Annotated in this window: 11 protein-coding genes; 5 read left to right on the top strand and 6 right to left on the bottom strand. The window is 55.7% G+C overall.

Annotated features, from left to right (window positions below):
• Together tamB and tamA are read right to left on the bottom strand one after the other, a co-directional pair.
• Positions 1-3777: an autotransporter assembly complex protein TamB gene (gene tamB / locus AB3N39_RS02200; protein ID WP_133293643.1), complete on the bottom strand. Its 3777-nt coding sequence runs from the start codon at positions 3775-3777 to the stop codon at positions 1-3.
• Complete coding sequence (gene tamA, locus AB3N39_RS02195) at positions 3774-5507, bottom strand: autotransporter assembly complex protein TamA (protein ID WP_127729377.1); 1734 nt, start codon at positions 5505-5507, stop codon at positions 3774-3776. Before tamA ends, tamB begins: the two co-directional genes overlap by 4 nt.
• A 223-nt stretch (positions 5508-5730) precedes the next feature.
• Here tamA and msrA point away from each other — a divergent pair, with 223 nt between their 5' ends.
• Entirely contained in the window at positions 5731-6372 is a 642-nt protein-coding gene (gene msrA, locus AB3N39_RS02190) for a peptide-methionine (S)-S-oxide reductase MsrA (protein ID WP_023310171.1), read from the top strand.
• A 254-nt stretch (positions 6373-6626) separates the two neighbouring features.
• Positions 6627-7964, top strand: coding sequence for a hemolysin family protein (locus AB3N39_RS02185; protein WP_023310162.1), 1338 nt, complete (start codon positions 6627-6629; stop codon positions 7962-7964).
• Positions 7965-8035: 71 nt separating this feature from the next.
• Here AB3N39_RS02185 and AB3N39_RS02180 read toward each other — a convergent pair whose 3' ends face one another.
• On the bottom strand, positions 8036-8242 hold the full coding sequence (locus tag AB3N39_RS02180; RefSeq protein ID WP_008501430.1) for a DUF1107 domain-containing protein: 207 nt from the start codon (positions 8240-8242) through the stop codon (positions 8036-8038).
• Between the two features lie 323 nt (positions 8243-8565).
• Between AB3N39_RS02180 and AB3N39_RS02175 the strand changes: the two genes are divergently transcribed.
• Positions 8566-9123 (top strand): YtfJ family protein, encoded by a 558-nt coding sequence (locus AB3N39_RS02175; RefSeq protein ID WP_136195706.1) that lies wholly within the window; start codon positions 8566-8568, stop codon positions 9121-9123.
• Here AB3N39_RS02175 and cysQ read toward each other — a convergent pair.
• Complete coding sequence (gene cysQ, locus AB3N39_RS02170) at positions 9117-9857, bottom strand: 3'(2'),5'-bisphosphate nucleotidase CysQ (protein ID WP_111965373.1); 741 nt, start codon at positions 9855-9857, stop codon at positions 9117-9119. The two genes, AB3N39_RS02175 and cysQ, sit on opposite strands and share 7 nt — an antisense overlap.
• 190 nt (positions 9858-10047) lie before the next feature.
• On the opposite strand from cysQ, the gene AB3N39_RS02165 reads away from it, so the two are divergent.
• Entirely contained in the window at positions 10048-11991 is a 1944-nt protein-coding gene (locus AB3N39_RS02165) for a bifunctional 2',3'-cyclic-nucleotide 2'-phosphodiesterase/3'-nucleotidase (RefSeq protein ID WP_325849515.1), read from the top strand.
• Positions 11992-12082: 91 nt separating this feature from the next.
• Here the strand turns inward: AB3N39_RS02165 and AB3N39_RS02160 are convergent, their stop codons facing one another.
• Complete coding sequence (locus AB3N39_RS02160) at positions 12083-12469, bottom strand: helix-turn-helix domain-containing protein (protein ID WP_111965375.1); 387 nt, start codon at positions 12467-12469, stop codon at positions 12083-12085.
• Between the two features lie 84 nt (positions 12470-12553).
• Here AB3N39_RS02160 and AB3N39_RS02155 point away from each other — a divergent pair, with 84 nt between their 5' ends.
• Positions 12554-13402: an SDR family oxidoreductase gene (locus AB3N39_RS02155; RefSeq protein ID WP_367897022.1), complete on the top strand. Its 849-nt coding sequence runs from the start codon at positions 12554-12556 to the stop codon at positions 13400-13402.
• A gap of 85 nt (positions 13403-13487) precedes the next feature.
• Here the strand turns inward: AB3N39_RS02155 and AB3N39_RS02150 are convergent, their stop codons facing one another.
• Complete coding sequence (locus tag AB3N39_RS02150) at positions 13488-15305, bottom strand: beta-ketoacyl synthase (protein ID WP_232057365.1); 1818 nt, start codon at positions 15303-15305, stop codon at positions 13488-13490.
• Positions 15306-15534: the final 229 nt, after the last annotated feature.

The raw sequence follows: 15534 nt of genomic DNA, 5'->3' as shown, positions 1-15534 counted from the left end.
CTAAAACTCAAACTGATAGAGCAGATCAAGTGCCTGGTCTACGCCGGACACTGCTTCCAGATATAGCTTAGGCATCAGGCGATAGCGTAACGTGAGTGTTGCCAGTGAGTCAAAGATCCCCACACCATATTTTACCTGCAGACCCGGCAGTACATAGCCGCTGACCACCACCTGCGAGGAGTCACCCACGCCCTGGGTGTCCAGCGCCAGATTGCTTACGCCGAACGTCTCGCCGATTTTACCCACAACCTGCCCACTTTGTGCAACCCCCAGACCCACTAACATCGAGGTCATCGCCGCGCTGTCGCTCTGACCGCTGTCCAGACCTTGTCCACGCAGCAGATAAGAGAGGGCTTCCTGCTGCGACATCGCCGGGTCAGAGAAGATCTCCGCCTTCGGTTCGTCGGCGGAACCGGTAACGCGTACGCCAGCAATAACGTCGTTTTCCGTCGCTTCAGGGTTACGAATCGCTTCGATGTTCAACAGAGGCTGATCCGGTGGACCGGAGAATAGCAGCTCGCCTTTACGGACGATCAGATCCTGACCATACGCATGGAAACGCCCTTCAGGAATATTAATTTGCCCGTTCAGTCCAAGCCCTTGTTTATCCTGCGCCACCTTCAGGTCGCCCGTGAGCCTCGCCTTCAGCCCAAACGCATTCAACCGCACGTTATTCCCCACGTGCACGATAAGATTACTATTAATCGGTATGCCCGCGCTCTTCTGTTCGACAGGTTTCAGATTTTCATTGAGCATAACTTCATCACTTGAGACGCCGACCGCGCTTTCCGGCACGTCGTGAACCACGATGCGCGCCCACGGCACGTCGACGCGTCCGTCAAGCGTGAAGAGGCTTGGCGTGGCTTCAAAGACCACATCAGGCGAGACGTCCAGGCGTACCATCGGCGGTACGGTGATGCGCACCTTGCTGCCTTTCGCGGCAATACGCGCGCGCCAGTTATCGAGCTGGCTCCAGTCCGCGTCGCCGCTCAGGTTGATTTGCCCTTGCTGCGTCAGTACCGAGCCGCTCAGCGTCGAACTCATGCCGTTGAAATTCATCGCGATCTGGCTGGGCTGCATGTCAAACGGCATAAAGTTGCCGTCAATATCCACGCCGCTAAGCCGCATCTGACCGAACAGCTGCGGGCTTTGCGCGTTGCCGGCCAGGCGCAGGTTAGCGTTCAGCATGCCCTCGGCTTTTTCCCCGCGGGCGAAAATCGGGTTCACCATCGCCAGGTTGAAGTTACGGATGTTCACGTTACCGCCCAGATTACGCCGTCCCTGCGGATCGGTAATCTGGACCTGCCCATCCAACTGGCCGTTGTTGGTCAGGCGGATTGTCCACCCCAGCTGTGCGCGATTGTTATGCAGATCGGCACTCAGGTTCAGAGTATCGAACGCTACCGGAAGGGGCGCGTTGTTGACCTCCTGCGTCACCTTCACGTTACGCCCGGACAGCGTGACGCTGCCCTGCGGCAGCCCCTCTTTGGTGGTATCCCAGGCGACATCGGCTTTTCCGCTGAAGACGCCGCTCGCCTGTGTTGTATCCGGCATAAACGGCTTTAGCATCGCCAGATCGAAGCGGTTGAGGTTGATCTGCGCCCGCCCTTCCGCGCCCGCATCGATGGTCTGCGGCACGCACAGCTCCGCATTCGGATTGGTCCAGCAGTGTGGCCCAATGCTGATCTTCTGCTCGGCGTTGCGGTAGTCCAGGGCGATGGAGCGCGAGAGCGCAAGCGGCCCGACCGGCGTATTGAAACGGGTGTTATCCAGCGTACCTTTCCAGCGCTCCTCTTTGCGGTCAAAGCTGCCGGTGAGGTGAAGCTGGCCGGAGACCGGCTCGCCCTGCACGCGCAGCTGGAGATCGTGCTGCTTCTCGTTCCCTTTGGCATCCAGGGTGACCAGGCTAATGTTCACGTCCGGCTGAGAAATGCGCTCCACGCGCAGGTTCAGGTTACCGCCGATCTGATCGGTGGATTTCACATCCCCTTCCACACGTACTCGGGCAACGCTCAGCTCCTGCCAGCGCAGGTTATTGGCGGTAATGTCCGCCAGCAGCTGCGGCGCGTCTACCGTGCCGCGCACCTTCACGAGTCCTTTCGCCGTGCCGCCAAGCCCCGGCAGGGCGTTATCCAGATTCGGCGCGTCGATGGTGGCGTCCAGATTGAGATCTTTCACCCCCAGCTCGCCTTTGATATCCGCCGTGTTGCGGCCCAGCGCAACGTGCAGCCCCGGGATAACCCACTGCAGATAGCTGTTGCCTTTCACCGAGCCTTCAACGTTAACCTTGTTCTGCTTCACGTTCCCGGTGAGCTTAATTTCCGGCACGTCCATCTGCCACGTACCGCCGTACAGGCTGCCGCGGGTTTTGATCAGGCCATCCAGTTTTGACGGCCAGTCCGGCACCTCTTTGGCGGTATTAATGCCCGTCAGCTTCAGCTCGCCGCGCCAGCTGATCGCCTGCTGCCAGTCGAGCAGCGCGGTCAGCTCGGTTTTGCCTTCAAGCGCCGCGACGGTCAGCTTGTCGAGGTTGACCTGCTGTTCGTTGCCCTTCGCATCCAGCGTAATGTTCGCGGGCGGCACGCCCTGCCCCTTCACCGCGGTGCGGAACGAGAGCGTGTAGTCGGTCATCTTGCCGCTCAGCTTCAGCTTAAGATCATCGGCCTGGAACTGTTTTTCGCCGGTGAACGGCCAAGAAAGCTGCTTGCTGACCACCTCAAGATTGAGCGGCAGCCCGGCTTCCGCCAACTGGGTTTGCGCGCGCAGGACCATGTCCACCGGGCCGGAGAGATTGACCCCGACGTCCAGCTTGTCGCGCAGCGCTCCGCCCACTTTAACCTTCACCTTTTCGCCTTTCAGCGGATCGATGTTGAGGGCACTGTTCAGCGTAATATCTACCGGCCAGTTATCGCGCAGCAGGGCATTCCCTGACGCATTCACCGAGCCCTGGTTGGTGTCGATATCCAGCGCGTCGAGCTTCATGTTGCCGTCAATGCTGCTGACCTTCAGCAGCATATTGTAGACCGTCAGATCGGTATCCCCGGTCAGGCGCAGCTGCTCGCCTTTGAACTCCTCAATGTTGAGGTTCAGCGGCAGGTGAACGTCGGTCATTTCCGGCAGGACAGGCTTCGAGAAGAGATCTTTCAGCGTTTCGCCCAGCGGCTTCTCTTCCGGCTGCGGGTTCTGAATTTTCGGCTCGACGATCTCTTCCTGCGCCACGTCGGCCACCTTCGGCAGCGCGATCAGCAAGCCCTGCAACGACGTGGGCGTCAGGGTCAGGTTTTTCTCCTGCCAGCGCAGGCCGGAGGTGAAATCCATCACGGACACGGTGGTGTCGTCGATTTTGATATTGACGTTATCGAGCGCCACCCGATAGAGCGCGATCGGGTAAGGCGTGGAGAGATTCAGCGGGCCGCTGTCCTCTTCCTCGACCGGCGCAGACTTCGGCATTTTTTTCGAATCTATCGCCACGTTGACGTCTTTAAGCGACAGGTCGTTGACGCAGAGCTTACTGTCACGCAGACAGCCCAGCTTCACCGCGAGATGGAACTCCCCGGCGTTCACCGCCACGCCCGGCTGCTCGTAGCGGATGTTCTTCAGACGCAGATCGCGCCAGCCGCCCGTCACCTGACCAATCTCCAGCCCCGGCACCCAGCGGTTCGCGGCGTTAAACAGCAGATGCAGCCCGGTCGTCGTTCCAACCAGAAACGCCACCGTACCGAGCAGCAGCACGATAAAAATCAGCACCCCGAGGCTTATTTTCTTCCATAAACTCATAATTCAGGCCCCAGACCGATGTAAAACTGTAATCCGTGTTCATCTTTGTCGCCGACAGGCACGGCGAAGTCGAGCTTGATGGGTCCGACGGGCGACTGCCAGCGTACGCCCACGCCCGCGCCGGTTTTAAAGTCGCTGCGGCGGATATCGTTCACCGCTTCACCGCCGTCAACAAACATGGCGCCCCACCACTTTCCGCTGACGTTGTACTGATACTCCAGCGATCCCGTCGCCAGTTTTGACGCACCGGTTAGCTGGCCCTTTTCGTTCTCAGGTGAGATCGATTTGTACTTATATCCACGAATGCTGCGGTCGCCCCCGGCGAAGAAGCGCAGATCCGGCGGAACGCGCTCGAAGTCTCCGGTTTCAATCCAGCCGAGATTGCCGCGCATCACAAAGCGGTGTTTGTCATATAGCGTGCGGATCCAGACGTTCTGCGCCTGAATCACCGAGAAATCCACGTCGGAGCCCCAGGCGGAGTTGGAATAATCGATCGAGTAGCGCTGTGAGTCGCCCCAGGTCGGCATCAGCCCCCCGCGCGAGCGGGTTCGGCTGATCATTACGCCCGGATAAAGCAGCATGGTGGTATTGGTGACGTTGGCTTGGGTAAAGTGGTCCAGGCTCCAGCGCAGGTTAATGGCGCGCTGCCAGCCGCTGGAGAGATCCCAGAAGCGGGAGACCGCAAGCGTCGTAGAGTCCTGCTTTGTGTCGTTTAAATCGGTGCGCTTAAAACCGCCCTGCAGAAGGTAATATTGCTCAAGCGGATTTTTCAGCAGCGGCATTTTGTAGCTGAAATCCAGCTGCTGCTCGGGCGCAGAGAGGCTCAGGCTGGTGGTCAGGCTGTGGCCGTAAGAGTTCATCCACGGTTTTTTCCACGAGGTTTTCACGCGTGGTCCGACATCCGTCGAGTAGCCAACACCGGTCTCAATGGTGTTCTCGGTGCGCGGCGAGACAACGCCATGCAGCGGCAACACCTTGGTTTTGCGAGACTTCTCAAATTCCGGTGCGACAACTACGGAGTTAAACCAGCCGGTAGCGGAGAGGCGTCGGTTCAGCTCTCCGAGATCGCTCGACTGGTAGTAATCCCCTTTTTTGAAAGGCACGAGGTTTTGCAGGTACTCTTCGCGAATTTGCGAACCTTCAAACGTCACGTCGCCAAAGCGGTAGCGCTCTCCACTGTCGTAGTCGATATCCCAGAAGGCCTGACGTCTCTCCAGCGCAATGCCCAGCTGGCTTTTATTGAACTGGCTGTCAAAGTAGCCCTTACGCAGGGAAACATTCGTCAGCTCTTTTTTGAAATGGTCGTAGTCACCGTGGTTAAGCACGGTACCGATTTTCGGCCGCGTGCTGAGCAGGTCCAGATAATCCCGGTCGGTACGCGCCCCGCCGCGCAGGATGACGTTCGTACCGCCAATCAGTACCGGCTCACCCGGCGAAACGCGGGCAATAAGGACCTGGCGCCCCTTCTTTGGCGGCGGACGGAGGTCAAAATCAATGGTGGGTTCGTAATACCCCAGCGCTTTCAGCCCTTCACGGATCGCATCATCTACGCGCGCGCGAAAACGCCGGTCCGGCGTCACCTCATCACTCTGGATGGTCGACAACTGCGCACGCACGTTTTTTTGTAGCGCCCCGGATAACCCCTCAACCTGCAAACGGACATTCGCCGCGCTGGCAATCCCGCTTGTCAGCAACACACTGACTAAACATAACTGGCGGATTTTTGTCACGTTTTCTCCTGAATATCCCTGTTTCCACCCTGGAAGCAAATGAAGTGCCGCTCCGCGGCAAAATACGGCCTGTGGCCAAAAACCCGAATCGCGGGTTGAAAATGGGTGTAACACCCAAATATTTCTTATGATTAAATCTAGACTGATTCAGCGCATTTATTGTGTTCAATTAAACGCTTCGTGACAACCTTAACTGAAACATCGCACCCCGGGAGGCCCCATCGTGAGTTTATTCGACAAAAAGCATCTGGTTTCACAAGCTGATGCATTACCGGGACGCAACACCCCTATGCCTGTGGCGACCTTACACGCCGTCAATAACCACTCCATGACGAACGTGCCGGAGGGAATGGAAATCGCCCTGTTCGCCATGGGCTGTTTCTGGGGCGTTGAGCGCCTCTTCTGGCAACTCCCCGGCGTTTACAGCACGGCGGCTGGCTACACGGGCGGTTACACGCCGAATCCTACCTATCGCGAAGTCTGCTCCGGCGAAACCGGGCATGCGGAAGCGGTGCGCGTGGTCTATGACCCTGCGGTAATCAGCTACGAACAGCTGCTGCAGGTCTTCTGGGAGAACCACGACCCGGCGCAGGGCATGCGTCAGGGCAACGACCACGGCACACAGTATCGCTCGGCCATTTATCCGCTCACGCCGGAGCAGGATGCCGCCGCGCGCGCCAGCCTTGAGCGTTTTCAGCAGGCCATGCGTGAAGCGGGCGACACGCGCGAGGTGACGACGGAAATCACAACCGCGAAACCATTCTACTATGCGGAAGACGATCACCAGCAGTATCTGCATAAAAACCCTTACGGCTACTGCGGTATCGGGGGCATCGGCGTCTGCCTGCCGCCACAGCTTGCCTGATTTCCGATCCAGCGCCACGCGAGCAGCGTGGCGCACACGGCAGCGACAGCGTTGTCTCATAACCTAACCACCACGAGTTGGCCGCCCCCTCCAGCTATCTTCGCCAAAATGTGACCTCTGGCAGATTTACATCTCTTTACGCTATACTACCCGCTGAAATAATCGGCTCAACGCTACGAGCTGGTGTTCAATGTGTTTTCACACAAATGGTATCAACTCCCCTTCTGAGGATCTGGCGAGAAGCCGGATAAACTATGTTAAACAGTATTTTAGTAATACTTTGTCTGATTGCCGTCAGCGCATTTTTCTCGATATCTGAGATCTCGCTGGCCGCGTCCCGTAAAATCAAACTGAAGCTGCTTGCCGATGAAGGCAACATCAATGCCACCCGCATCCTGAAAATGCAGGAAAACCCCGGGATGTTCTTCACCGTAGTGCAGATTGGCCTCAACGCGGTGGCCATACTCGGCGGTATCGTGGGTGATGCGGCGTTTTCTCCGGCGTTTTACAGCCTGTTTGTTAAGTACATGTCCGTTGAACTGGCCGAACAGCTCAGCTTTATCCTCTCCTTCTCGCTGGTAACCGGCCTGTTCATCCTCTTTGCAGACCTGACCCCGAAACGCATCGGTATGATTGCGCCAGAAGCTGTGGCTTTGCGTATCATCAACCCGATGCGCTTCTGTCTGTACGTGTTTCGTCCGCTGGTGTGGTTCTTCAACGGCCTGGCGAACGTGATTTTCCGCATCTTTAAGCTGCCTATGGTGCGTAAAGACGACATCACGTCTGACGACATCTATGCGGTAGTGGAAGCCGGCGCGCTGGCCGGGGTGCTGCGCAAGCAGGAACACGAGCTAATTGAGAACGTGTTCGAACTGGAATCCCGTACCGTACCGTCTTCCATGACGGGCCGTGAAAGCATTATCTGGTTCGATTTACATGAAGATGAGCAGAGCCTGAAGAACAAAGTGGCGCAGCATCCACACTCTAAGTTCCTGGTCTGTAATGAAGATATCGACCACATCATCGGTTACGTCGACTCCAAAGACCTGCTGAACCGCGTACTGGCAAACCAGAGCCTGGCGCTCAACAGCGGCGTGCAGATCCGCAATACCCTGATTGTGCCGGACACTCTGACGCTCTCAGAAGCGCTGGAAAGTTTCAAAACCGCCGGGGAAGACTTCGCGGTTATCATGAACGAATACGCCCTGGTGGTGGGTATTATCACCCTGAACGACGTGATGACCACGCTGATGGGCGACCTGGTTGGCCAGGGGCTGGAAGAGCAGATTGTTCAGCGTGACGATAATTCATGGCTGATTGATGGCGGCACGCCGATTGAAGACGTGATGCGCGTGCTGGATATCGACGAGTTCCCGCAGTCCGGTAACTACGAGACCATCGGCGGCTTTATGATGTTTATGCTGCGTAAAATCCCGAAACGTACCGACTCGGTGAAGTTCTCCGGCTACAAGTTTGAGGTGGTGGATATTGATAACTACCGCATCGACCAGCTGTTGGTGACGCGCATCGACAACAAACCGACCGTACTGGTTCCGAAGCTGCCGGATGCGGAAGAGAAGGTATCGGCGTAAGGTTCCAGCCTCCACAAACATCAACGGCTCCCATTGGGAGCCGTTTTTTTAACTACTGCATAGCACGTTGGTTAAGCCATCTCAGTTTGCAGACGCATAACCTGACGGTTGACTTCGGACATCACAGACAGGTGCTGTTTGTCCTTCACTTTTGGGACAAGGATCTTGCCCTTATCAAACTCAAAAGCGCCAACATCCTTGATATACAACCGTCCACGGAACAGGATCTTCACGTACTTCGCCACCTGAAGCGGGTTGTAGCGTTGGAAAATTTTCATTCTTGTATCTCCTGCGAATCATACGCTCTTGCGGTGCCACAATCGGCCCGACTGTCCTGAGCGCAAATTTTAATGCCCAATGACTATAGACCAGAACTACGGTGTTACCCAGTGTGCATAAGTTTATTTACCGTTTGATTACAATTATTCAGAATAATCTTTGCAAAGCGTGACCGGGCGCAGTATAAGCCGTCGTTTTTTCATGGATATGTGCGTTCACCCGCAAACTGGCATCGGGATTGCGGGAAAACCACATTGATCGCACTTATGATTAAAGCGTAAGACCAAGTGGTCGGATCACCTGCAAACAATAAGGAAACGCCATGACCCTACGTAATATCCTTGCAGCAGCCTGCCTGCTGCTGCCTCTGTGGGCTTCCGCTCACAACATTGAAAAAGGACAACGTGTACCGCCAGTCGGCATTGCTGACCGGGGAGAATTGATTCTCGACAATGATAAGTTTAGCTACAAACCCTGGAATAGCGCGCAGCTCGCGGGCAAAGTGAGAGTTGTACAACATATTGCCGGTCGTACATCTGCAAAAGAGAAAAATGCCAACCTGGTGGAAGCGATCAAGGCTGCGAAATTCCCGCACGACCGCTACCAGACGACCACTATTGTTAATACCGATGACGCCATTCCGGGCTCCGGGATGTTTGTGCGCTCAAGCCTTGAGAGCAATAAAAAGCTCTATCCGTGGTCGCAGTTTATCGTCGACAGCAACGGCTTAACCCGTAAGGCCTGGCAGCTGGAGGAAGAAAGCTCAGCGATTATTGTGTTGGATAAGGAAGGTCGCGTGCAGTGGGTGAAAGACGGGGCGTTAACCCAGGAAGAGGTGCAGCAGGTTGTCGACCTGCTGCATAAGCTGCTGGCTCAATAAATAGAGACGCGGAAGCCGGGGTTAAGGAAGGATTCGCGCGGGGTGTAGTCCAGCGGTTTGCCCTGCCAGTCATGAACATGCGCCCCGGCGGCCGCAGCAACGGCATGCCCGGCGGCGGTATCCCAGATATTGGTTGGCCCAAAGCGAGGATACAGCTGCGCATGGCCTTCCGCCACCAGGCAGAATTTCAGCGACGAGCCGATCGAGGTGGTCTGGTGTTCACCCAGCTGCTGCAGGTACTCCTGCAGTTCGCTGTCGCTGTGCGAGCGGCTAATTACCACCAGCGGCGGACGCGCATCGCGCACCTGGATCTGCTTGCGCACGCCGCACTCTTCCTTCCACGCCTTCCCTTCTGCGGCGCTGTACATCACCTTCATTACCGGCGCGTAAACCACACCCAGCACCGCTTTCCCTTTCTCAATCAGGGCGATATTGACGGTGAATTCACCGTTGCGCTTGATGAACTCTTTTGTCCCGTCCAGCGGATCGACCAGCCAGTAGCGCTGCCAGTGCTGGCGCTCGTCCCAGCTTTGCGGCGCTTCTTCTGACAGGACGGGGATGTCCGGCGTTAAGGCCTGTAACCCTTTGAGGATCACCTTATGCGCGGCAATATCCGCCGCCGTGACCGGAGAATCGTCGGCTTTGCTGACAACCTCCATAGGTTTAATACCGTCATACACCTGCATGATGGCATCTCCCGCATCCCGTGCGAGCTGACAAATTTTTTCTAGCATTTTCCACCTCTTTGTTAACGCAGTGAGGTTAACTCTTTGTTTTAGTTATATCGTAATGTGAACAATTCCGCTATCTGTGAAGCAATTCCGGTTTCAGGTTACTTTTTTCTGTCAGGATTCACATTTCTGTAAGCAACAAGCTATAGATACATACTCTTTTGTGGTCTGCATCGAAAAAAGGACTCCTCTGATGATTAAGTTTAGTGCAACGCTTCTTGCGACGCTGATTGCAGCGAGCGTGCAGGCGGCGACGGTAGATCTGCGTATTCTGGAAACGACCGATCTGCACAGCAACATGATGGACTTCGATTACTACAAAGATACCCCGACGGAAAAATTCGGACTGGTACGCACGGCGAGCCTGATCGATGCCGCACGCGGCGAAGTGAATAACAGCGTGCTGGTCGACAATGGCGATCTCATTCAGGGCAGCCCGCTTGGGGACTACATGGCGACCAGGGGGTTGAAAAAAGGCGAGATCCATCCTGTTTATAAAGCGATGAACACCCTGGATTACACCGTCGGCAACCTCGGCAACCACGAATTCAACTACGGTTTGAAATACCTTCACGATGCCCTGGCCGGCGCGAAATTCCCGTACGTTAACGCCAATATCATCGACGTTAAAACGCAAAAGCCGCTCTTTACCCCATACCTGATTAAAAATACCGAGGTTGTCGATCGGGACGGGAAAAAACAAACGCTCAAAATCGGCTATATCGGTTTTGTCCCGCCGCAGATCATGACGTGGGATAAGGCCAACCTCGACGGTAAGGTGACCGTCAACGATATCACCGAAACCGCGCGTAAATACGTGCCGGAAATGCGCAAAAAAGGCGCCGATCTGGTGGTCGTTGTCGCCCACTCGGGTCTCTCTGCCGATCCGTATCAGGCCATGGCAGAAAACTCCGTTTACTATCTGAGTGAAGTCCCTGGCGTCGACGCGATCCTGTTCGGCCATGCCCACGCGGTCTTCCCGGGTAAAGATTTCGTCAGCATCAAAGGGGCTGACATTGAGAAAGGGACGCTCAACGGCGTGCCGTCGGTGATGCCAGGCATGTGGGGCGACCATCTTGGCGTAGTGGATCTGGTGCTGAATAACGACGGTGGCAGCTGGAAGGTGACGCAGTCAAAAGCCGAAGCGCGCCCGATCTACGACGCTGCAGCAAAAAAATCTCTGGCGGCTGAAGATAAAAAACTGATCAACGTGCTGAAGCACGATCACGACGCCACGCGCGAATTCGTCAGCAAACCGATTGGCAAATCCGTCGATAACATGTACAGCTTCCTGGCGCTGGTTCAGGACGACCCGACCGTTCAGGTCGTCAACATGGCGCAGAAAGCCTATGCCGAACACTTTGTGCAGGGCGATCCGGATCTGGCAAAACTGCCGGTCCTGTCAGCCGCTGCGCCATTCAAAGTGGGCGGGCGTAAGAATGACCCGGCCAGCTATGTTGAAGTCGAAAAGGGCCAGCTGACCTTCCGTAACGCCGCCGACCTCTATCTCTACCCGAACACGCTGGTCGTGGTTAAAGCCACCGGGAAAGAGGTAAAAGAGTGGCTGGAGTGTTCTGCCGGACAGTTTAACCAGATTGACCCGCACAGCAGTAAGCCGCAGTCGCTGATTAACTGGGACGGCTTCCGTACCTATAACTTCGACGTGATCGACGGCGTTAACTACCAGATTGACGTCACCCAGCCGGCGAAATATGACGGCGAGTGCCAGGCGGTTAACCCGCAGGCGGAGCGCATCAAAAACCTGACCTTCAACGGCAAGGCGATCGACCCGAATGCCACCTTCCTGGTGGCGACCAATAACTACCGTGCCTACGGCGGTAAGTTTGCCGGTACGGGAGATAGCCATATCGCCTTTGCCTCGCCGGACGAGAACCGCTCGGTGCTTGCGGCGTGGATCAGCGCGGAGTCGAAGAAGGCGGGCGAAATTCATCCTGCGGTGGATAACAACTGGCGTCTGGCACCGATCCACAGCGATACGAAACTGGATATTCGCTTTGAAACGTCGCCATCCGATAAGGCAGCCACGTTTATCAAGGAGAAGGCGCAGTATCCAATGAAACAGGTCGCGACGGATGATATTGGGTTCGCGATTTATCAGGTGGATTTAAGCAAGTAGCGGCGATTGTGCCGGGTGGCGCTTCGCTTACCCGGCCTACGGGATGAAAGAGTACGGGTAGGCCGGGTAAGGCGAAGCCGCCACCCGGCTTTTACGCCGCGCGATCGTCCCTGTTCGCCATCACCTTCGGCGTATTCACCTCAATCCAGTCAGCCAGCGCGGCAACTTTCTCGCTGACCTCAATACCCATCGGCGTCAGGCTATACTCTACGTGCGGCGGCACGACCGGATACGATACGCGATCGACAAACCCGTCCTGCTCCAGCGCCTGAAGCGACTGGGAGAGCATCTTTTCGCTCACCCCGCCCATTTTGCGGCGCAGATCGCTAAAGCGATGCGTTCCCTGGCGCAGCGCCAGCAGAATCAGTACCCCCCAGCGGCTGGTTACGTGTTTGAGCACCTCTCTTGAAGGGCACTGCTCCGCGAAAAGATTGCCATCGCGCATTTGTTCGCTGAGCGTCGGTATCATTGTTTTCATACTTACCTTTTTGTACGTACTTACTAAAAGTTAGCTATGGTGCTAGTGTGCCACAACATCAGACAAACACGAAGGAGATTCATCATGATCGCGATTACCGGCGCTACCGGCCAGCTTGGCCATCTCGTTATTGAACAGCTGCTGAAAACCGTACCGGCCAGCCAGATTGTGGCCATCGTACGTAACCCGGCGAAAGCGCAAGCCTTAAGCCAGCAGGGTATTGTGGTGCGTCAGGCAGACTACACGGATGAAGCCACCTTCGCCGCCGCGCTGAGCGGCGTGGAAAAGCTTCTGCTGATCTCCTCCAGCGAAGTCGGACAGCGCGCGACCCAGCACCAGAACGTGATTAACGCCGCTAAAACGGCAGGCGTGAAATTTATCGCCTACACCAGCCTGCTGCATGCGGATACATCGCCGCTCGGTCTGCACGTTGAACACGTTGCGACTGAAAAAGCTCTGGCGGCGTCCGGCATTCCTTATGCCCTGCTGCGCAACGGCTGGTATACCGAAAACTACCTGGCGAGCGCGCCGCCTGCGCTGGAGCACGGCGTGTTTATCGGTGCGGCAGGCGATGGCAAAATTGCCTCTGCTACCCGCGCAGACTATGCCGCGGCGGCAGCCAAAGTGATCGCTGAAGAGGGCCATGCGGGCAAGGTGTATGAACTGGCGGGCGACCACGGCTGGACGCTGAGCGAACTGGCAGCTGAACTCAGCAAACAGAGCGGGAAGCCGGTCAGCTACCAGAATCTCAGTGAAGCGGATTTTGCCGCCGCGCTTAAAAGCGTCGGTCTGCCTGCCGGGCTGGCTGATATGCTGGCGGATTCCGATGTGGGCGCGTCCAAAGGGGGACTGTTTGACGATGGCCATACGCTGAGCAAACTGATCGGGCGCGCAACGACACCGCTGGCGCAGAGCATTAAAGCCATCCTGTAACGGTCTGACCGTTTTCTCCCGCGGCCGGGTGATTCCCCTTACCCGGCCCACACATATTGATTAATAATAAAAACAGATATAACGATTAAAAGTCCGGGTATTCTTTTTCCGTCGCGTACATTATCGGTTTTTCAAATCCGGGAATGGTGATGCCATCCCTGGCAATCTTAATATCTTCCTCATTTATCCCCTGCTGGCCAAACAGATAAATAACGTTGAGTTCACCCTGCGAAGCCGACTCGTCGTACGCGTTCGCCTGATGTCGCACCTCGCGGTTACGCTGCTGATAATCCGCAAATACCGCGTCCCCGTAGCGTTTGCGCAACCATTGATGGGTAAGCTTTGGCGAGTAAACCACCCCCGTGGCATTATTACCGCCAAAGCCTTTTGAATTAATAAAGGCAATTTGCCCCTGGCCTTGCTCTAATTTGTAGTCCTGAAGAGGAATGGATAAGCGTGCGTTATTCACCTGCGGCGCGATCTGGGTTACGCTTTTAATTCCCGGTAAAATGCCATAGCGGAAGACGCCGAGGCAGCTGATGAGCTGGTCGCCGCTGGCGGGTCCCAGGGAGTGACCGAGATACGATTTCACCGCCGTCACCGGCCAGTCGCGGATCGCAAAGGCTTGCGCAACGCGGTCAAAAATATCGGCCTCGGAGACGCAATTCTTCGGCGTGCTTGAACCGTGCGCCTGAATAAACGATCCCTTTTGCACCGCTTCCATTCCGACCATCGACACTGCCGAAGCCACGGCTTTCGCCATGGTGATGTAGTTCCCCGGTCCCGGTGAGGCAATAGAACGCTTAAAGCCGTCAGCGTTGATAAAGACATTCCCCACCGAACCATGGATCTCTGCCCCAAGCTGCAGCGCCAGCTCGTCGTCCATTAACACGACATACTGGCTGGATTCTGCGATCACAAAACCACAGCTGTCGCCAAAAGGACGGCTGCTGCTGCGCCAGCCGGGCGTTTCCGTTTCATCAATATGCTTAAGCTTGCTCTCCGTTGCCAGGGCGCCCATGGCGTCGAATCCTTCAATCACTTCGGAGGTGACCGGCGCTTCGGCACTGCCCACAACGGCCACGCGAATGCGCCCCGCTTTGATATCTTCGACTGCCGCATTGAGGTTATACAGAAACGTGGCGCACGCCCCCAGCGTGGCGCTGGTATGGCCAACGCTACCCAGCACATACGCATTGAGGAAATCAGCGCACATGCTGTTCAGGCCCAGCGGACACTGTTTGGCGCTGACGCGCTGGCCTTTCAGGCGCGACTGGAGCATACCGCCAAAGCCATAATCGTCGAGCTGTCCCATGATATTGCCCGAATAGACCCCGAGCTGATCCGGCGCGATCGCTGCCTGTATCTCGCGCCACGGGATCCCCAGAGCGTTGATGGCGTCCGATGCCCCGACAATCGCCATTTGTAGCGCCCGCGGATGGAACTGCGAATTGTAATGGTCACCCGGCCGGAATCCCTGCGGCAGCAAACCTGCAGCCTGAACCTCCGTGCGCAACAACGCCTCAATTTTACAGTCCATCTCTCCCTGAACGGTAATACGCACGCGCCGATCCGCTAATTCCTCAACCTGCCATCCCGCCGGTAAGGGATGCGGTAACTGTCTGGCAGAGATATTAAAGCTGAATCCTTCTTCGCCAGAAACCATATTCAATTTTGCATGGCTGGTGATAGCATCGACATCAAAATAGTCGCGCGTAATTATTCTGATAAGGGTTCCTTCCAGCGTCTCGTCTTTTATCTTCTCGGCAGCCTGAGCGGGCGTAAATCTTTTACCTGAAATGTCGCAATACCCACCTTCATCATATTTAAGCACGCCCATCAGAATAGCTAACGATAATAACGTCTCCTGCCTTTCCTCTTCCGATAATGAATTAATAATCATTCGGCGAAATGCATGATGAAAAGAACTACGACCAGCTGGACTATAGCCGCCAAAAGCCGTTATTACGGGTAATTTCACCATAATTCATCCTGTAGTGGTCGTGGATTTATATTGTGCAAATGCGATAATTTCAGATATTAGTTTACAAATTACCGACAAAAGCTAATATGAAAATCCAGCCAAAATGCTGACTTTTTTGGCCAGGGCAACGATGAGTCACCAAAAATAA

Source organism: Enterobacter vonholyi (assembly GCF_040834095.1).
Classification (GTDB): Bacteria; Pseudomonadota; Gammaproteobacteria; order Enterobacterales; family Enterobacteriaceae; genus Enterobacter; species Enterobacter vonholyi.
Note: the sequence above shows the minus strand (reverse complement) of the source record. Positions and strands in the feature narration are given on the sequence as shown.

Coding starts and splice junctions, on each gene's coding strand:
- AB3N39_RS02155 (WP_367897022.1), top strand. CDS start 12,554: ATGATCGCGATTACCGGCGCTACCGGCCAGCTTGGCCATCTCGTTATT.
- AB3N39_RS02160 (WP_111965375.1), bottom strand. CDS start 12,469: ATGAAAACAATGATACCGACGCTCAGCGAACAAATGCGCGATGGCAAT.
- cysQ (WP_111965373.1), bottom strand. CDS start 9,857: ATGCTAGAAAAAATTTGTCAGCTCGCACGGGATGCGGGAGATGCCATC.
- AB3N39_RS02185 (WP_023310162.1), top strand. CDS start 6,627: ATGTTAAACAGTATTTTAGTAATACTTTGTCTGATTGCCGTCAGCGCA.
- AB3N39_RS02150 (WP_232057365.1), bottom strand. CDS start 15,305: ATGATTATTAATTCATTATCGGAAGAGGAAAGGCAGGAGACGTTATTA.
- tamB (WP_133293643.1), bottom strand. CDS start 3,777: ATGAGTTTATGGAAGAAAATAAGCCTCGGGGTGCTGATTTTTATCGTG.
- AB3N39_RS02180 (WP_008501430.1), bottom strand. CDS start 8,242: ATGAAAATTTTCCAACGCTACAACCCGCTTCAGGTGGCGAAGTACGTG.
- AB3N39_RS02165 (WP_325849515.1), top strand. CDS start 10,048: ATGATTAAGTTTAGTGCAACGCTTCTTGCGACGCTGATTGCAGCGAGC.
- AB3N39_RS02175 (WP_136195706.1), top strand. CDS start 8,566: ATGACCCTACGTAATATCCTTGCAGCAGCCTGCCTGCTGCTGCCTCTG.